This window comes from Micromonospora sp. NPDC050495 (genome assembly GCF_040655175.1).
Taxonomy (GTDB): Bacteria; Actinomycetota; Actinomycetes; order Mycobacteriales; family Micromonosporaceae; genus Micromonospora.
The window spans coordinates 60,390-77,529 of the sequence record NZ_JBFAJK010000015.1; the positions used below are offsets into that span (position 1 = coordinate 60,390).

A 17,140-nucleotide genomic window follows, 5' to 3' on the forward strand; every position below is an offset into this window, starting at 1 on the left:
GGCCGCAAGCCGCGATGCAGCGTGTCAGTACGCGATGCGCGCCGCCCGCTCGACGCGTGGTAGCCGCCATCGGAAGGCGGATTGTCGGCGGATTGTCAGACGTAGACGGGGAGCCTTACCGACATCGACGGTCTTCGCCTTTAGTCACTCTCGTCGCGTGCCGTACCCCGGCCCGTCGCAGACCGCAGCGCGGACTACCGCGCCAATTCGCCGGATTGTGGGAAGGACTGTTGTGCCTGTTGCTCGGAGGCTCGCGCTCCTGCTGATCCCATTGGCGGCGACTCCGGTCTTCGCCTTGTGGGGTGTGGCATCGACGAACCGTCAGGCCCGCAGTGCCGACCGCCCGCAGTCGCTGGTGGCGGTGTCGGCCACGCAGGGCCGGAGCGCCATCGTCAAGCCCGGCGACGAGTGGTTGTGGGTCCTTGGATGCCGCTCGAGCGAGTACCTGGCCGTTGACCAGCACCCGCCCTGCATCGAGCTGCGCGTCAAACTGCCGCGTCACACCGCGAGGCTGCGATGAGCCCTATCGATGACAGCGACCACCCCGTCGATGTTTTCGACTCGGCCCGCCGGACGGCGATCCAGCACGCTGCCGGCGGCACCTGTTTCAACTGCACGGACAGCAAGGACTGCAAGCAGTACGCGTGGGCCTTGGCTCAGCTTCGCCGGAGTCGCGGCGGTCTGCTTGTCCTCACCGAGCTCAACATTCCCGTACCCGCGGACGCCGTGATCGAGGAAGGCCAGCAGCGGTGACCATGACACCTCCTGGCGCAGAGGATGACCGCCCGACCATGTACATCAACCTGGAACCGGCTCCCGCCCAGACCCGGCTGGCGCGGGCTGCCGTCCCGGACGCTGCGGTGTTTCTGGCTGATGAGTTCTTCTTGATCGCTCATCATGACCAGTCTGGCCGGCGCCGGCTGCACCATACGGCGGTCACTCATGGGTTGGCTGCGGCGCTGCTGGGGGAGTTGGCTTTCGCTGGCCGGTTGACCTTCGACGGGGGGCATGTTCGGGTTCTCGACCGCCGGCCGCCGGGGGATCCGTTGCAGCATCTCGTGCTGGATCGGCTGGTCGCTGAGTCGCAGTACACGGCCACCCGTACCTGGCTGGCGTACCTCGCGGCGGACGCCTACGAGCAGGTCGCGCGGCGGCTGTGGCAGGTCGGCAAGGTCCGCCCCCACCAGCAGCGTCGGGTGCTCGGCATGTTCGGCACCGTCACGGTGCACGTGCCGACGGACATGAACGTGGCCGCCTGGTCGTGGGCCAGGTTGTCGACCAAGCTACGCCAGTACGAGGAGTTGAGCCCGTTCGATCTCGCGCTGGCCGGCATAGCGGTGTCGTGCCGGCTGGACCGGTTCATCCTCGACGGCGCCCCCTACGCGGTCGGCGCTCACCTGCGTCGCCTCCTGGCCGCCGCTCCGAAGCCCTTGCACGAGTTACGCGCTGACCTGGACACGGCGATCGGCCACGCCGTTCTGAGTCACCGCACCTGAGTAACAGGCTGAGGCCAACACCCACCCTTTTCGCCCCTTCAATCCCTGAGAGGGGATCGAGTTCCCATGTCCTCATCTCGTCCTGACACCGTGTCCACGGTGCTGGCCCGCGGCCGACTCGGCATACCCGCGGTCGTCTTCTTCGTCGTCGCGGCTGCCGCCCCGTTGACAGCCGTCGCTGGCGGCGCGAGCACCGGGTACGCCGTCACCGGCGTGCGCGGTATTCCGTTGGCGTACCTCGTGGTCGCTGGAGTGCTCGCCCTGTTCGCCGTCGGCTACGTGGCCATGTCCCGCCGCATCGTCAACGCCGGCGCGTTCTACACCTACGTCACCCGAGGTCTCGGAAAGCCGGCCGGCGTGGCCACGGCGCTGGTGGCGCTGGTGGGCTACAACGCCATGCAGATCGGCCTGTACGGGGCTTTCGGCGCGGTCCTGTCCCAGTTCCTCAACACCCGGTACGGCTGGGACACCACCTGGTGGTTGTGCGCGTTCGTTGCGTGGGCGGTGGTCGCCGTGCTCGGCGTGCTGCGCATCGATCTCAACGGCAAGGTCCTCGCCGTTCTGCTCATCGCCGAGTGCGTCATCGCCCTGGTCTACGACGGGGTGATGGTCACCCACCCGGCCGGCGGCCAGATTCGCTTCGACACCCTCGCCCCCTCGCATCTAATCGGCGCCGGCCTCGGCGCGGCCCTCGTGACCGGCATCGCCGGCTTCGTGGGCTTCGAAGGCACAGTCGTGTTCTCGGAAGAGACAAAGGACCCGCGGCGGACGGTGCCCCGCGCGACGTACATCGCCGTGGCGGTCACGGGCCTGCTGTACGGGGTGTCGGCGTGGGCGATGTCCGTGGCCACCGGCCCGGACAAGATCATCGACAGTGCGCGCTCCGACGGCACCGACCTGATCTTCAACCTGGTGTCCCCGCACCTGGCAGCCGGCATCGTCACCGCCGGCCGGCTGCTGTTCATCACCAGCCTGTTCGCCGCCCTGCTCAGCTTCCACCACACGGTCGCGAGGTACTTGTTCGCGCTCGGCCGGGAACGGGTCATGCCGGCCGCGCTCGGCCGCACCAGCTGGCGCACCGGCGCGCCGCAGGCCGGCTCGATCACGCAGACCGCCCTCGCCGGCGTAGTCCTCGCCGGATACGTCATCACCGACGCGGACCCGATCGTGCACCTGTTCTTCTGGCTGACCAGCCTCGGCGCCCTCGGGGTGCTGATCCTGATGACGCTCACCTCCGTCGCCGTGGTCGCCTTCTTCGCCCGCACCGCCCATCGCGACGGCGTGTGGCGCACGACGGTCGCGCCGGCCCTGGCCGCTCTCGCCCTGGGAGCGATCCTCGTGGTCACCGTCGAGCAGTTCGACACCCTCCTCGGTGTCGAGCCAACCTCTCCGCTGCGGTGGCTGTTCCCCGCCGGCTACGCCGTCGCCGCCCTGGCCGGGCTGACGTGGGCACTCGCCCTACGCGCCTGGCGGCCCGACGCCTACCAGGCGATCGGCCTTGGCGCGAACACCGCGGCGGTGCTGCGCACCGTTGACCCTGTCCGACAGCCCATCTGAGGAGGCCCGCATGTCGACGACCCGCACCGACCTCAACATCCGCCCGGCCACCGCCGAGGACCTGCCACGGCTGGTGTCCGTGATGGCCGCCGCGTTCTCGACCGGACCGGTCGCCGAGTGGGTGGCGCCCGAACCCGCCGACCGGCTGGCCGTCTTCACCGGCTACATGAAACTGATGCTCAACCTCGGGATCCGCTACGGCTGGGTCGACGTCACCGACGACCTGTCCGGCGCGGCGATCTGGTACCGACGCGACGACACCCCCTCACACGTGCCAGACCACGTCTACGGCCTGCAGGAGGCCACCGGCCGACACGCGGCGCGGTTCCTGCTGCTCGACGCCATGTTCCAGGCGCGCCACCCCCACGTTCCGCACTGGTACCTCGCCTACATCGGCGTCCACCCGGCCGCGCAGAGCCGACGCATCGGCTCCGCGCTCCTCGCCCACGCCCACGAGGCCCTGGACCGGGAGAACATGCCGGCGTATCTGGAGGCCAGCGACCCACGAAACCGGGACCTGTACGCACGCCACGGATACAAGGCGGAGACCCCCATGCTGCCGACGCCCACGGGGCCTCCCTTCTGGCCGATGTGGCGCGGACAGCTCAACGGCGGCCTCCGCACACCGTTCCCGGCCGTGAGCCCACCGCGCCGGCGGTCGCTGTGAACACCGCCCCCGCCGCCAGCCGCGTACGGCGCGCCGGTCCGAGCGACGTCGCCGCCGTCACCGCCCTGGTCGTCGACGCACTGTCCCGGGACCCGGTCGCGCAGTGGCTGGTACCGGACCCCGCCGAGCGGCCCGACGTACTACACCGGCTCCTCGCGGTCGAGGTCGACCACGCTGTCGAAACCGGCTACGTCTACGTGAGCGTGGACTGGTCGGCCGCCGCGGTGTGGCAGCGCCACGACCTCAACGCGCAACGGTGGGCCCTCGGCGACTACCACCTGACCACGTTCGCTGGCCGCGCCGTTCCCCGCTTCGACGACCTGAACGCCGCCACCCGCAGCTACCGGCCGAACGCGCCGCACCACTGGCTGTCCTGGCTTGCCGTGCAACCCGACTACGGCTGGCACGTCGCCGGTGACCTACTACGCGCCCACCACCAGGTCATCGACCAGACCGGCGACCCGGCGTACGCCGTCGTCACCACCGACGGCGCCCGACACCTGCTGCGCGCGAACGGCTACCGGGAGGACCTGCCGCTGCACCTGCCCAGCGGGCCACGCCTGTGGCCCCTGCGCCGCAGCGGCCGGCCCACCCCACGCAACCCGTGACCACCCCCGGCGTCGTGGCCGCCCCAACGACGCGGCAGCCACGACGCCGGCCTACCGCAGCTCTACCGAGAAATCGACAGGCACATGCCCCGACCACGCCCCACCGTCCGAGTGCTGGCAGCCGCCGACATCGCCGCACTCGCCACCACCCTCACCACAGCCGCCCTACCCGCCACACCCCGCCTGTCGATGCCCGAGCCACTCGACCTCACCGATAGCGGCCGCGCCGCACCAGCCCCGCTACCGCCATCCGAACTCGCCGGCACCCTCACCACGACCGCGACTACCCTCGCCTACCCGCGGCCAGCCGGGAACCGTCCTGAGCACATCGCACCCGCCGAGTGCGACCACGTCAGCGGCCGGTTCGACACGGTTGTGCCACCGCGCCCGCTACGTCGCAGACGGCGGGGAGCAGACGACGCGGGATGTCGTGCGCTGGCATCGCGACGACGTTTCCGCAGCGGAGCCAACCAGCGAGCACCAGCAGGCAACCCTCACCCGCGATCACCAGACACCCGAGCACGGAAGCCCTCATGCCCCGTACCCCGATCAGTCTGATCTCCACCGACGCCATCACCCGCGTCGGCCTGCTCAGCCAGCTGCGCCCCCGCCCAGAGGTGCTGCTACTCGACGACGTCGAAGCCGACCAAGCCGAGGTGACGCTTGTCGTCTGCGACAGCGTCAACGAGCCAACCCTGCGAACCCTCCGCGCGCTGCGCCGCCGGACGGCGGCCCCCGCACTCGTGCTGGTGGTGACCCACGTCGACGACGCCGGGCTGGTCACCGCAGCCGAACACGGTGTCGCCGGGATCGTCCGCCGCTGCGACGCCGACGCGGACCGCCTCGTCACGGTCATCCGCGCCGCCGCAGCCGGCGAGGGCAGCCTCCCACCAGACCTGCTCGGCCGACTACTCCAACACGTCGGAGCGCTGCACCGAGACGTGCTCACGCCACGCGGCCTGACCATCACCGCACTACGCGACCGCGAGATCGAGGTGCTGCGGCTCCTCGCCGACGGCTTCGACACCGCCGACATCGCCGCTAAACTCTCCTACTCCCCACGGACGATCAAGACCATCCTCCACGACATAACCAACCGCTTCCACCTACGCAACCGCTGCCACGCCGTGGCATACGCGCTGCGCAACGGCCTCATCTGACACCGCCACGACCCAGCCGCAGATCTCCGGGCAGCGGCTTGCCTGCCACTGCTCAGCCGAACACCGGCCCGCGTCGACCTCGGGCCTGAGCCGGCGGCTGAAGCTTAAGAGGAGTACCGCCGTCGGGCGCTCCTGTCGGCTGGTGACTCCTGGGCGGGCTCCTGCCGCGCCTCCCCGGCGCCAGAAGCTGGCGGGGGAGTACTGCGGTCCTGCTCCCGCCACTGGCCGGCGGTGTCGGCGCGCAGCAGGCGGTCAACCATCTCCAGGGCTTGGGGCTCCGAGTCGAACTCCCAGCGCAGCACCTTTCCGGACTCCGTGTCCCCGGCCCGGGCCATCACCGTCCAGCGCGTTTCGCGGACCAGCCATACGTCGCGTCGGGTCAGGCGTCCCCAGACGCCGTTACACCAGCGCCGTACCACTTCCTGCACCCCGTGATCGTACATACGTTCGATCTGGTGTGCGGCTCGGATAGCGAGTGTGTCTCGCGCGCCCGTACGAAGGGTTACTCGCAGCGGTCCTCAGCGCCTCGTCCGTAGGGCTCGCAGCAATCCGCGCGGTGCCGGTACACCCGAAGATCACGCCCGCCGCGGCGGGCGAACTCCGGCGTGATCTCGTACAAGCAGGCCTGCCATACGACAGTTTCCCCGCCGCCGGACACCACTTGGCCGTCACCCGGCCCGCCGCGCAGCAGCACCTCCACCTCTCCGACGCTAGGTGATCGACGAGAGCCGGGCACGAACTCGACCGATCACCCCGCCTTGCCTGGGTCGAGAAGGAGCGGGTCCCCGCAGCGTGACGTTCACGCTGCGGGGCCCGGATGTCGGCGGCCTGCTGCCGGGGCTGCTCCACCTGCACGTCGGCCCCCGTGTTGCCGACCGGTACGGCACCACCGCCTACGCCACCATCGCCGGACGACTTACCGCCCCCTTCACCACCGCCAAAGCCGTTGCACCCCTGCTTGCCGCCACGCTCCTAGCGCACGGCGGCTACCACCTACTACTCGCCGCGGTCACTCACGCATGCCTTCTGGCCGCCGCCGGAATGCACTCTATGGGGAGCAGAAGTGGCCGGGACGAGCGCGACGGCAAACGCAGCTGACCGTCCCAATAGCCTGCAGCGTCCCGGCTCGATCATGAGCAGCCCCCGGCTTCGAGCCGCTGACGTTCGTCCCGCCACAACACGCCTGGCGCTACCCTGACCCCGACAGGCGCTGCATCCCAAACCGCTGATGAGGGAGCTGCCGATGACCGGCGCTGCGGGCTCGGACACCGGTGTGCTGGTGGTCGGTGCGGGGCCGACCGGCCTCACCATGGCCGGGCAGCTCGCCCGGCACGGCGTAAAGGTGCGGCTGGTCGACCGGGCACTCGACCGGGTGCACGAGTCGCGAGCGCTCGCGGTCCAGCCCCGTACGTTGGAGGTCCTCGCCGGGTTCGGCTTGGCCGACAAGATGGTGGCCGCCGGCAACAGAGCGGTCCGGCTGATCGTTCACGCGGGACGGCGGCAGCGTTCCGTGCCGCTGTTCGACCTGGGCCTGCCCGACACCGCGTACCCGTATCTGTTGTTTCTGTCGCAGGCGGAGACCGAGCGGCTGCTCGGCGAGCACCTCGCCACGCTCGGGGTGGGTGTCGAGCGCGGTGTCGAACTGGTCGGCCTGGACCGTACCGATCAGGCCGTCGTTGGGACGCTGCGCGACCGCGACGGCCGCGTCGCGCGGGTGTCGGCGCGGTACGTGGTGGGTTGCGACGGCGCGCACAGCGCGGTGCGGCAGTTCACCGGGATCGGCTTCGAGGGGGGCGCCTACCCGCAGACGTTCGTGTTGGCCGACCTGGAGGTCGACGGCGTCGAACCGGGCGCGGCACACGCCTTCCTCGCCGGGCGAGGGCTGCTGTTCCTCTTCCCGCTCGGAAGCCCGGCCAGTTGGCGGATGGTCGCGATGCGACCCGCCAACGACGCGACCCCGCCGACCGCGCCGGTCCGCCTGGCCGAGCTGCAGGCGCTGGCCGACGCGTACGCGGGCGGCGCGCTGCGGCTGCACGACCCGGTGTGGGCGACGAACTTTCGGCTGCACCACCGGGCCGCCACCGCCTACCGGGCCGGACCGGTTTTCCTGGCCGGCGATGCCGCGCACATCCACAGCCCGGCCGGCGCGCAGGGCATGAACACCGGCATCCAGGACGCGGTGAACCTCGGCTGGAAACTCGCCCAGGCCCTGCAGGGCGACGCCGAGCCGGCGCTGCTGGACAGCTACCATGCGGAGCGGGCACCGGTCGGCCGGATGGTGCTCCGGTTCAGCGACCGGGCCTTCACCGTCGCCACGACCACCAACCCGCTGGTCCGCTTCGCCCGCACCCGGCTCGCGCCCACTCTGCTGCCGGCGGTCCTCGCGCCCCGGTTCGTGCGAGCTACGGCGTTCCGCACGGTCGCTCAGCTTGCCATCCGCTACCGCCGCAGCCCGCTGTCCACCGAGGGCCGGCAGGCGCCGCGAACGGGTCCGCGAGCCGGGGACCGGCTGCCCGACGCCTCTCTTGCCGGCGGCGGCTCGCTGCACCGGCTCACCGCCGCTCCCGGCTGGCACCTGCTGCTCTGCGGCCCACCCGAGGGCTGGCCCGCGGACGAGATCGACGACCTGACCCGGCGCCACCGCGGGCGGCTCACCGCACATCACCTCGCCGGCCCGGCGGGGGCGGCGCTTGAGGCCGACGACCAGGTGCTGCGCCGGCTGGGCGTTACTCCCGGCACGCCGGCCGCTTATCTGGTGCGACCGGACGGGCACGTCGGCTACCGCGCGGGCGGCACCGACCTGACCGGTCTACGTGCCTACCTGCGCCGCTGGTTCGGACCCCCGAATGCTTGAGGACGTGCGGGACACCCCTCTACGACGCAAGCGCCGATACTGACCCGGAACTTGCCGTTGCCGGAGCTGGCGAGGCCGGAATGGCACTGGACGCAGCGGGAGGCTGGACGCCGTGTAATCGGCGTGACTGCGCGCTGAACGGTCGAGCGGGACACCGACACCGCCAACCGCTGCGCCAACCGACTGCCCGGTCGGCCGCCCAACGCCACCGCGACCGCTTCCAGGTCACCCGCCGCCAAGACGGTGTGACACGCAGGTCAGAGTCGTTGCGGGGCCCCGCTGGGCGTTGACGGCCCCGCCGCAGGTTTAGGCCGGCCTGCGCGGGTGCGTCTCGTACATCCGGACCCAGGTGAGCAGGCCGGCGGCGGCGGTGAGGGCGGCGACGACCCAGACGGCGGCCCGGATGCCGGCCAGGTCGGCGACCACCCCGGCGAGCAGGGCGCCGATCGCGAAGCCGCCGTCGCGCCAGAGCCGGTAGACGCCGACGGCGCGGGCGCGCCAACTCGGATGGGCGACGTCCCCGACGACGGCGAGCAGCGCCGGGTAGACGGCGGCGGTGCCCGTGCCGAGCAGCACCGCCGCGACCGCCCACCCCCCGAAACTGTCGACCACAGCGACCAGCGCCAGGGCGACGCCCTGGGCCAGCATGCCGACGACGATGAAGGGCTTGCGGCCGTACGTGTCCGAGGCCGGGCCGGTCACGAGCTGGCCGAGCCCCCAGACGGCGGGGTAGAGGGCGCTGAGCACCCCGATCTCGGTCAGTGAGAGGCCGGCGGCGGCGAAGAGGATGGGAAAGAGGCCCCAGGCCAAGCCGTCGTTGAGGTTGTTCACCATCCCGGCGTGGCTGGCCGAGGCGAGCGCTGGCTCCCGCCACGAGGTCAGGGTGACGATCCGGCTGGTCGTCAAACCCTGCTCGTGCGCGCCGCGATGGGTGGCTGCCTCGAACCGGGCGTACCCGTGGGTCTCACGCACGAACGCCAGGGACAGGCCGAGGCCGAGGACCGCGTACGCCAGGGCGAGCAGGAACGGCGCGGGGCGCAGGCCGTGGGCGGCGGCCAGCCATCCGGTGACCAGCGCGGTGGTGGCCACCGCGCAGTAGCCCGCCGCCTCGTTGAGCCCCATCGCCAGGCCACGCCGCGCCGGACCGGCCAGGTCGATCTTCATGATGACGGTGGTGGACCAGGCCAGGCCCTGGCTGACCCCGAGCAGCACGTTCGCGGTGACCACCCACCCCCAGGCGGGCGCCCAGATGATCAGCAGCGGCACCGGCAGCCCGGCCAGCCACCCGGCGACGAGGACCGGTTTGCGGCCGTACCGGTCCGACAGCGTGCCGGCGAAGAAGTTGGTCACCGCCTTGGTGAGCCCGAAGGCGACGATGTACGTCAGCGCGGCCGTGTACGCGGCGAGCCGGAACTCCTGCTCGGCGATCAGCGGCAGCACCGTACGCTCCGAGCCGAGCAGCCCGCCCACCAGGGCGTTGACGACGACGAGCAGGGTGAACTGGACGGCGTTGGCGCGGAGTCCGAGCCGCAGCGGGGCCGCGGCGGCGATCACTTCCCCTCCTCGAGAAGCCGGCCGGTGGCGGCCGCCCAGTCCTGCGGGCCGCCGACCAGCACCGCCAGGTCGGTACGGCCCGCGCGTTCGAGCAGAGTGGCGGCGGTCATGGCGCGCTCACCGTGGCCGCACATCAGCACGGCCGGGCCGGTGGGGGCGAGTTCGGGCGCGCCGGCCAGCTCGCCGAGTTCGAGGTGTGCCGCGCCGGGGAGGTGGCCGCTCGCGTACTCGGCGGCCTGCCGGATGTCGAGCACCGCCGGGCCCACCTCGTGCGGCCGGACCAACGGGGTGCGACTGACCGGGCCGCCGTCGGCGACCCAGGCGGCCATCCCGCCGCCGAGTTCACCGGCGAAGCGCTCGATCCCCACGGTCAGCGCGGGCCAGAGGATGTCCTCCATCGGCTGGTCGGGGTTGCGCACGACCACCACTGGCTGCTCCGGCGCGACCAGCCAGCCCAGCCAGGTGGCAAACTGCTCCCGCAGCGGGATGGCGAGCGTGCCGGGCACGTGCCCTCGCGCCACGTCCGCCACCGGCCGTACGTCCACCAGCACCGCGCCCTCGGCGAGCAGCCGCCGCACTTCGTCGACGGAGCGCTCGGCCAGGGCGGGCCGGCTGGTCACCACCGCCGGGCCGCGCCGGTTCAGCTCCGCCAGCCAGCGGAAGTACGCCGGGTAGGAGCCGAGTGAGGCGAGCAGGCGCTCGGTGAAGGTGTCGACGTCCGGCGCACGCAGCAGCGGGTTCGCGCTCTTCTCGGCGCCGATAGTGGTGGTCCGCGCCGTGCCGGGCGGCGCCGAGCAGAACGACCCGCTGCCGTGGGTCGGCCAGACCGCCGTCGGGTCGGGAAGCCCGGCGAGGCGGTGCAGCGACGCGTACTGGGCGTGCGCGAGCTCCACCGTCCGGTCGTCGCCGAGCAGGTCGGTGCGGGCGACGGACCCGACGATCAGCGACCCGCCTGTGAAGACTCCCACCGGGGTCGACCCGTCGCGCAGCAGGTAGGACAGGTGCTCGTCGGTGTGCCCGGGCGTCGACCACGCCTGCAGGGTCAGCCCGCCCAGGTCGATCTCGTCGCCGTCGGCGAGGCCGCGGTGCGGGAACCCCCGTCGCCCGGCGGCGGAGGCCAGGATCGTCGCGCCGTCGGTGGCGGCCAGCTGCACAGCCCCGGAGAGGAAGTCCGCGTGCAGGTGGGTCTCCGCCGCCCAAGCGACCGTCAGACCTCGCCGGCGGGCGGCGGCGCGCAGCGCCCGCAGGTCCCGGGGGGCGTCGACGGCCAGCGCCCGGCCGTCCCCGACGTCGAGCAGGTACGCGCTATTGCCCAGCCCGTCGTTGACCAGTGGCACCAGCCGGTCCGCTTCGACACCCATCGCAACCTCTCCCGGGTCGCCGCCCTCGCCAGGGTCTCACAGTATTCCATGAAAGCCTGGAGGATGGGGCTGGGTGCCACGGCATCCACCGTGGATCGGCCGGCGCCCGCCGGCCGATCCACGGCGGTCACGTCCGCACCGGGCTCACCGGTGGTAGTCCGGCTGGGTCTGCGCGTTGAACTCGGTCAGCCGCACCGCCGCCGCCGACGCAATGCGCCGGTCCTCGATGGCCAGCACGTCGAGGCCCTTCTGCAGATCACTCGAGTAGATGTAACCGTTGTAGTAGTAGGCCGACCAGGAGCCGCCGGCCGGCAGCCCGCCGGGCGGCAGCGGGCCCCGCTCGAAGTAGCCGATCTCGCGCGGGTGGCGCGAGTTGGTGAAGTCCCAGACGGTGACGCCGCCCTGGTAGAACGCCTGCACCATGATGTCGCGGCCACGGGCCGGGATGAGCGAGCCGTTGTGCGCGACGCAGTTCTCCTCCGGGCCCTGGGCGCGGGGGATCTTGAAGTACGAGGCGAACCGCAGCCGCCGGTGGTCGCCGCTGCCAACGATGTCGTAGACGGCGCTGGCCCCGTACTCCGGCCCCACCTGGGGGTTGCAGGTGGCCGCCATGCCGCCGCCCAGCTCGTCGACGAACACCACCTTGCGTCCGGTGGCGTTGAAGGTGGCCGAGTGCCAGAACGAGAAGTGCTGGTCGTCGCGGACCCGCTGGATCACCCGCGGGCGGTACGGGTCGGCGATGTCCAGCAGCACGCCGTCGCCCATGCACGCGGCGGCGGCCAGGTGCTGCGACGGCAGCACGGTGATGTCGTGGCACCCGGTGGTCTCCGCGACGGGAAAGTCCCCGGGCTGGCCGGGGTTGCCGCCGTCGGGGAAGAGCACCGGCTTGGCGACGACGGCCGCGGCGGCCGGGTTGCGCAGCGGGACCCGGATGACGCTGATGCTGTCGTGCGGCGGCTGGCAGTCCGGAAAGCTCGGATCCGGGCCGTACGAGGAGACGTAGATCAGCACGGCGTCCCGCCGTCGGTCGGGTACCAGCGTGTGGGTGTGCGAGCCGCAGTCCGTCTCCACGGCGGCGACGTACCGGGGCGCGGCCTTGTCGCGGATGTCGAAGATCTTGATGCCCTCCCACGCCTCCTTCCGGCTGGCGCTGAGCGGCGTGCTGGAGCAGGAGTCGTCGCTGCGGGACAGATCCGTGGAGAGGAAGAGCAGGTCACCCCAGACCGCGACGTCGTTCTGCCCGCCGGGGCAGAGCACCTGGCTCACCACCCGGGGCGCCCTGGGCTGCGCGATGTCGTAGACGGTGAAGCCGTCGTAGTTGCCGCTGATCGCGTAGTGGCCGGTGAAGGCCAGATCGGTGCCGATGGAGAAGGATGAGGCGAAAGGCCCCTGCTTCGGCACGTTAGCCACCGGCCGGATGTTGTCGCTGTGCCGGATCTCATCGGGACCCGGGAGGTTCGATCCGGTCACGACCCGGCCGTCGGCCGCGGTCTCCGCGGTGCCGCCGGCCGGGGCCGCGCCGCCGGCGGAGCCGGTGAGCACGACCGCGAGGCCGACCGCCAGCCCCGCGATGACGATGCGGGGCGCGAGCCGCCCCCTGCTGCCGTGTCGTGTCATCGTATCGATCCTTCCTGTGGCTCCGTTCGCCCGATGGCGGCACGACGTCGCCCGTGGCGGATCGGGAGGTGGCCGGGGGCCCGGCCCGGCGGGTGCGTCGGGCGCGGCGCGCGATGCTTCCGAAATAGATGGTGGACTAGCTGTCACGATAGGTGCGCCTCGATCGGCCGGTCAAGCGGGCGAGTCCTGTTCCGCAAGGGGAAAGGAGTCTGGACGGGGGTGCTGGAAAGGCAGCTTTCTTCGGGAGCCGGACTACAGGAAGTTTAAGCGATCCGGCGCGCCGGCGTGCCGCCTCGACCGGACGGCGGAGCCGCCGCTCGCCCCGGCTCCCGGTGTACCTCCGGCTGTTTCCCCGATCCGCCTGCTAGGTGCCCTGGTGGGGGTGGCATGGTGATCCGATAGTTTCTACACTCTTCCGTGGAATTTGGGAGGTCCCGGCATGGCTGATCCGGCCGCCAAGGCGCAGCTGTTGACGTCCGTGGAACGGGTGGGCAAGGCCCTGGGCAGCAGCCGGCGCCTGGAACTGATCGACCTGCTGGCCCAGGGCGAACGCACCGTTGAGTCCCTGGCCCGGGAGGCGGCGCTCGGCGTCACCACCTGCTCGGCGCACCTGCAGATCCTGCGGCTGGCGGGGCTGGTGGCGACCAGGCGGGAGGGCAACCGGATCCACTACCGACTGTCCGGCCCGGAGGTGGCGGCCGCGTACGTCCTGCTGTTCAACCTCACCACTGCCTACAGCGCGGAGGCGGCGGCGGCCCGCGACCGCTACCTCGGACTGCCGGACGTGCCGCAGATTTACCAGGACGACCTGCTCGGCCGGCTGGACGGCGGCCGGACGCTGGTGGTCGACGTCCGCCCCGCGGAGGAGTACGCCGCCGGGCACATCCGCAGCGCGATCTCCATACCCCTGGACCAGATGCCGGCGCGACTGGCCGAGCTGCGCCGCGACGCCGACGTGGTCGTCTACTGCCGCGGCCGTTATTCCACACTCTCCTCCGAGGCGGTACGCCTGCTGCGCGCCGACGGTCGCCGGGCGGCCCGGCTGGCCGACGGCATGACCGAGTGGCGCCTGGCGGGACGGCCGCTCTCGCCCTCCCGTCCAGCGGAGGGCGAGAGCTGACCGGGCACACCCGCTCAGGCGGGCACGCCGAGCAGCAGGTCGAGGCCGGCGCGCCGGGCGCCCGGCGCCTGCCGGGCCGGCCAGCGGTGTGGCGCCGGGTCGCGCAGCCGGGACGCCACCTCGCAGACCCAGTTCAACGGCGTCGCCGCCAGCAGCGGCAGGTCCGTCGCCTGCGGTGGGCGCAGGTACAACTCCGCCGGGCCGCGCAAGTGGCCGGAGGACTCGACCCGGATGCGGGCGGTCCCGGTGAGGAAGCTGCCGGGCAGGTGGTCCACGAGCGCCTCCGCCGCCGTGGCCGCCGGATTCACCAGCACCAGCCGTACCTCGTAGTCGCCGGGAGCCGTCGGCGCGCGCAGGTGCACCGCATGCCCGAGGCTCACGCCGCACGAGTCCGGCGGGTCCGCCCGGTCGTGGCTGCGGCGCAGCTCCCCGGCGAGCAGCCCGGCCGGTGGTGGCGCCCCCGGGCCGCCGCGCGGCAGCTCCCGGACCGGCCGGTCGGTCAACCGCAGCGCCAGGGCGCGGAAGCGCCGCGGCGCGGTGCCGACCAGCCGGCTGAATTGAGTGCCGAAGGTGCCCGAGCTGGTGTAGCCGACCCGGTTGCCGATCGCGGCGACGGACAGATCCGAGTGCAGCAGCAGTCGCCGGGCCTGCGCCATCCGGAGGGTGGCCAGGAACCGCGCCGGGGTGGTCGCGGTGATGCCGCGGAAGATCCGGTGGAAGTGGTACGGGCTGAACGAGCCCGTCGTGGCCAGATCGGTCAGCGACAGCGGGCCGGCCAGCTCCTGCCGCATCCGTCCGATCGCCCGGACCACCGCGACGGTGTGGTCGTGATCGACCTCCGAGCGTTCGACGCCGCGCCGTTCCGCGGTGGGGCGGACCCGCATGCTGAGCGGATGGGCCCCGGCGACGATCACCTCCAGCGCGGGTTGCGGACGGCCGGTGCGCAGCACCGGTCGGTCACCGTGCACGGCGTGTTCCACGTCGCTCACCGTCCCTTGGCCGTGAGCAGGCCGAGCTTCGTGGCCTCGTCGCGCAGCGACGCGTAGTCGGCCTCGGTGACCGGCACGTACCGCTTCGCCCGCATCAGGGACAGCAGGCTGGGGTCGGTGATCGAGGTGAACGCCTCGGTGAGGGTCGTACGCGCCTGGGCGGACAGGTCCGCCCGGGCCACCCACGGATAGCCCATCACCTCGTGGGTCTGCACGACCCGCAGCGCCCCGGTGGGCACGGTGCCCTGCCGTTCGAGGCGGTGCAGGATGCGCAGTTCGAGGCCGGCGGCGTCGGCGCTGCCGTTGAGGACGGCCTGGGCGGCGGCGTCGTGGCCGCCGGTGAAGACCACCCGCGACAGCGGTGGGCAGCTGGCCAGGTCGTCGGGCTGGCAACGGGCGCCCGCGCCGACCAGCATGACCCGGGGGTACAGGCTGCCGGAGGTGGAGCTGACGTCGCCGAAGGCGAACCTTCCCCCCGCGTCCACCACGTCCTTGACGGACTGGTGCGGGGAGTCCTTCTTGACCGCCACGGCGGAGAGGTACTTCGGGGTGCCGGTCTCCTCGTCGACCTCGGTGACCATAGGGGTGACGTCGGTCTGTTCGTCGGCCTGCACGTACGTCAGGCCGCCCAGGTATGCGACGTCCACCTTCTCGGAGACCAACGCCGCCACCACACCCGCGTAGTCGGTCGCGACGAACAGCTCCACGTCGACGTGGAGCCGGTCGGCGAGGTACTTGCGGAACGGCTCGTACTGGGCCTGTTGTTTCTCCGGTGAGATGTTGGGAATGATGCCCACCCGCAGGTGCTGCGGAATGCCCTGACTGTTGCTGTCCGACTCGCTCGAACAACCGGCCGTTCCCAGTGCGGCCAGTGCCCCCGCGAGGCCCATTGCCAACAGTGCCCGTCGTCGGTTCATGCCACCGTCCCCTCCCCAGTTGAAAAGCATGAAACATCGCGCGCACCCGGTCTGCTGAACGGCTGCGCGTCATTTCCCATGGGCCTGACCGAAATCGGCTACGAATCGGTCACGTTCGACTTGCCTGTACGACGAATTCCGTCCATTTCCGGTTCAATGTCGGTCATAGACGTCCTATGCGGAGGGAGGGCTCGCCCGCCTCGGGCCATCGCCCGGTGGGCGCTGGCGGTCGACCTGCTGCCACGTCTGGATCACGAGCGTCCCCCCGACCGTAGCGGTCCTACAGTATTCCTATGATCATCTATTCCGAGAACCTTTGGAGAAGTATATGAGCGGTCACGCTCCGCGCAAGTTCCATGTCTACGACGAGACAGCGCGAGTGGCGAGAGCCCTGGCCAACGGCAAGCGACTGGAGCTGCTCGACCTGCTCGGACAGGCGGAACGGACGGTGGAGGGCGTCGCCCGGACCGCCGATCTGGGCACCGCCCTGGCCTCGGCCCACCTCAAGACGCTCAGGCAGGGCGGCCTGGTCGCCGTCCGCCGCGACGGCGCCCGGGCCTACCACCGCCTCGCCGGCGACGACGTCGCCGACCTGTACCTGCGTCTGCGCACGGTCGCCGTCGCCCACCTCGCCGACGCGGCCGCCGCCGTCGCCGAGTACCTCACCCCCGAGGCCACCCCGCTGCCGCACCCCGACGTGTCGCGCCGGGCCCGCGCCGGCGAGCTCCTCCTGCTGGACGTACGGCCCGAGGCCGAGTACCGGGCCGGACACGTCCCCGGCGCGAGCTCCCTGCCCCTGGAACTGCTTCCCGACCGGCTCGACGAATTTCCCGTCGCCCGGGAGATCGTCGCCTACGGCCGGGACGCCTTCTGCGGCCTCGCCCCGGAGGCCGTCCGGATCCTGGCCGACCACCGACACACCGCCCGCCGCATGGACATCGGGATGCTGGAGTGGCGGCTGGCCCGGCTGCCCGTGGAACGGCCCGACTGATCCGCCGGCCGCCGCCACCTCGCAATTTCCGGCAGCTGACGGCCCGCGCCGCAGAATGCGTCCGCAGCCTCACCACCCGACCCAAACAGGGCCCCGGGCCGACGCAGCAAGGTGAGAGTGGAAATGCGCGCATGACGTCGGTGAGGATGAATGGCGACGGGACCCGAATCGGTTCCCGTGCACCATTCTCGACCCACGCCGACGGGCTGCGCAAAATGCCCGTTCCGCTATCCCGGGTCGTGCCGTGAC

Annotated in this window: 18 protein-coding genes; 11 read left to right on the forward strand and 7 right to left on the reverse strand. The window is 71.7% G+C overall.

Going from position 1 to position 17,140, the window contains the following annotated elements:
• Positions 1-304 precede the first annotated feature (304 nt).
• From AB0I11_RS17265 to AB0I11_RS17295, 7 genes are all read left to right on the forward strand, one after another.
• Positions 305-520, forward strand: a complete 216-nt coding sequence (locus AB0I11_RS17265; RefSeq protein ID WP_357320644.1) for a hypothetical protein — start codon at positions 305-307, stop codon at positions 518-520.
• Positions 517-753 (forward strand): hypothetical protein, encoded by a 237-nt coding sequence (locus AB0I11_RS17270; protein WP_357320647.1) that lies wholly within the window; start codon positions 517-519, stop codon positions 751-753. The genes AB0I11_RS17265 and AB0I11_RS17270 overlap by 4 nt, the downstream gene beginning before the upstream one ends.
• A 38-nt stretch (positions 754-791) precedes the next feature.
• A complete protein-coding gene (locus AB0I11_RS17275) occupies positions 792-1,496 on the forward strand; it encodes a GPP34 family phosphoprotein (protein WP_357320650.1) in 705 nt (234 codons plus the stop codon).
• Between the two features lie 66 nt (positions 1,497-1,562).
• The gene (locus AB0I11_RS17280) at positions 1,563-3,053 is read left to right on the forward strand and encodes an APC family permease (RefSeq protein ID WP_357320652.1); all 1,491 of its coding nucleotides are present in this window, start codon (positions 1,563-1,565) and stop codon (positions 3,051-3,053) included.
• A gap of 10 nt (positions 3,054-3,063) precedes the next feature.
• Positions 3,064-3,720, forward strand: a complete 657-nt coding sequence (locus AB0I11_RS17285; protein ID WP_357320655.1) for a GNAT family N-acetyltransferase — start codon at positions 3,064-3,066, stop codon at positions 3,718-3,720.
• Complete coding sequence (locus AB0I11_RS17290; RefSeq protein WP_357320657.1) at positions 3,717-4,328, forward strand: hypothetical protein; 612 nt, start codon at positions 3,717-3,719, stop codon at positions 4,326-4,328. The genes AB0I11_RS17285 and AB0I11_RS17290 overlap by 4 nt, the downstream gene beginning before the upstream one ends.
• A gap of 533 nt (positions 4,329-4,861) precedes the next feature.
• Positions 4,862-5,488 carry a response regulator transcription factor gene (locus AB0I11_RS17295; protein ID WP_357320660.1) on the forward strand — a complete coding sequence of 209 codons (627 nt, stop codon included), beginning with the start codon at positions 4,862-4,864 and terminating at the stop codon, positions 5,486-5,488.
• Between the two features lie 104 nt (positions 5,489-5,592).
• Here AB0I11_RS17295 and AB0I11_RS17300 read toward each other — a convergent pair whose 3' ends face one another.
• The gene (locus AB0I11_RS17300; protein ID WP_357320663.1) at positions 5,593-5,916 is read right to left on the reverse strand and encodes a hypothetical protein; all 324 of its coding nucleotides are present in this window, start codon (positions 5,914-5,916) and stop codon (positions 5,593-5,595) included.
• A gap of 74 nt (positions 5,917-5,990) precedes the next feature.
• Complete coding sequence (locus tag AB0I11_RS17305) at positions 5,991-6,188, reverse strand: hypothetical protein (RefSeq protein WP_357320666.1); 198 nt, start codon at positions 6,186-6,188, stop codon at positions 5,991-5,993.
• Between the two features lie 92 nt (positions 6,189-6,280).
• Here AB0I11_RS17305 and AB0I11_RS17310 point away from each other — a divergent pair, with 92 nt between their 5' ends.
• Positions 6,281-6,586: a hypothetical protein gene (locus AB0I11_RS17310; protein WP_357320669.1), complete on the forward strand. Its 306-nt coding sequence runs from the start codon at positions 6,281-6,283 to the stop codon at positions 6,584-6,586.
• A 145-nt stretch (positions 6,587-6,731) separates the two neighbouring features.
• A complete protein-coding gene (locus AB0I11_RS17315) occupies positions 6,732-8,342 on the forward strand; it encodes an FAD-dependent monooxygenase (RefSeq protein ID WP_357320672.1) in 1,611 nt (536 codons plus the stop codon).
• Between the two features lie 306 nt (positions 8,343-8,648).
• On the opposite strand, the gene AB0I11_RS17320 is transcribed toward AB0I11_RS17315, so the two are convergent.
• From AB0I11_RS17320 to AB0I11_RS17330, 3 genes are all read right to left on the reverse strand, one after another.
• Entirely contained in the window at positions 8,649-9,896 is a 1,248-nt protein-coding gene (locus AB0I11_RS17320; RefSeq protein ID WP_357320675.1) for an MFS transporter, read from the reverse strand.
• On the reverse strand, positions 9,893-11,257 hold the full coding sequence (locus tag AB0I11_RS17325) for a rhodanese-like domain-containing protein (RefSeq protein WP_357320678.1): 1,365 nt from the start codon (positions 11,255-11,257) through the stop codon (positions 9,893-9,895). The genes AB0I11_RS17320 and AB0I11_RS17325 overlap by 4 nt, the downstream gene beginning before the upstream one ends.
• A 144-nt stretch (positions 11,258-11,401) precedes the next feature.
• Complete coding sequence (locus AB0I11_RS17330) at positions 11,402-12,874, reverse strand: hypothetical protein (RefSeq protein ID WP_357320681.1); 1,473 nt, start codon at positions 12,872-12,874, stop codon at positions 11,402-11,404.
• Positions 12,875-13,313: 439 nt separating this feature from the next.
• Between AB0I11_RS17330 and AB0I11_RS17335 the strand changes: the two genes are divergently transcribed.
• On the forward strand, positions 13,314-13,994 hold the full coding sequence (locus AB0I11_RS17335; RefSeq protein WP_357320684.1) for a metalloregulator ArsR/SmtB family transcription factor: 681 nt from the start codon (positions 13,314-13,316) through the stop codon (positions 13,992-13,994).
• A 14-nt stretch (positions 13,995-14,008) separates the two neighbouring features.
• Here AB0I11_RS17335 and AB0I11_RS17340 read toward each other — a convergent pair whose 3' ends face one another.
• Positions 14,009-14,974 carry an AraC family transcriptional regulator gene (locus AB0I11_RS17340; protein ID WP_357320687.1) on the reverse strand — a complete coding sequence of 322 codons (966 nt, stop codon included), beginning with the start codon at positions 14,972-14,974 and terminating at the stop codon, positions 14,009-14,011.
• 5 nt (positions 14,975-14,979) lie between these two features.
• Positions 14,980-15,930 carry a phosphate/phosphite/phosphonate ABC transporter substrate-binding protein gene (locus tag AB0I11_RS17345; RefSeq protein ID WP_357320690.1) on the reverse strand — a complete coding sequence of 317 codons (951 nt, stop codon included), beginning with the start codon at positions 15,928-15,930 and terminating at the stop codon, positions 14,980-14,982.
• 298 nt (positions 15,931-16,228) lie between these two features.
• Here AB0I11_RS17345 and AB0I11_RS17350 point away from each other — a divergent pair, with 298 nt between their 5' ends.
• Positions 16,229-16,891, forward strand: coding sequence for a metalloregulator ArsR/SmtB family transcription factor (locus AB0I11_RS17350; protein WP_357320693.1), 663 nt, complete (start codon positions 16,229-16,231; stop codon positions 16,889-16,891).
• Positions 16,892-17,140 lie beyond the last annotated feature (249 nt).

Bases quoted from the DNA above. Each gene is read 5' to 3' on its own strand.
- AB0I11_RS17330 (WP_357320681.1), bottom strand. From the start codon at position 12,874: ATGACACGACACGGCAGCAGGGGGCGGCTCGCGCCCCGCATCGTCATC.
- AB0I11_RS17350 (WP_357320693.1), top strand. From the start codon at position 16,229: ATGAGCGGTCACGCTCCGCGCAAGTTCCATGTCTACGACGAGACAGCG.
- AB0I11_RS17325 (WP_357320678.1), bottom strand. From the start codon at position 11,257: ATGGGTGTCGAAGCGGACCGGCTGGTGCCACTGGTCAACGACGGGCTG.
- AB0I11_RS17345 (WP_357320690.1), bottom strand. From the start codon at position 15,930: ATGCTTTTCAACTGGGGAGGGGACGGTGGCATGAACCGACGACGGGCA.
- AB0I11_RS17275 (WP_357320650.1), top strand. From the start codon at position 792: ATGTACATCAACCTGGAACCGGCTCCCGCCCAGACCCGGCTGGCGCGG.
- AB0I11_RS17285 (WP_357320655.1), top strand. From the start codon at position 3,064: ATGTCGACGACCCGCACCGACCTCAACATCCGCCCGGCCACCGCCGAG.
- AB0I11_RS17270 (WP_357320647.1), top strand. From the start codon at position 517: ATGAGCCCTATCGATGACAGCGACCACCCCGTCGATGTTTTCGACTCG.
- AB0I11_RS17335 (WP_357320684.1), top strand. From the start codon at position 13,314: ATGGCTGATCCGGCCGCCAAGGCGCAGCTGTTGACGTCCGTGGAACGG.
- AB0I11_RS17295 (WP_357320660.1), top strand. From the start codon at position 4,862: ATGCCCCGTACCCCGATCAGTCTGATCTCCACCGACGCCATCACCCGC.
- AB0I11_RS17315 (WP_357320672.1), top strand. From the start codon at position 6,732: ATGACCGGCGCTGCGGGCTCGGACACCGGTGTGCTGGTGGTCGGTGCG.
- AB0I11_RS17280 (WP_357320652.1), top strand. From the start codon at position 1,563: ATGTCCTCATCTCGTCCTGACACCGTGTCCACGGTGCTGGCCCGCGGC.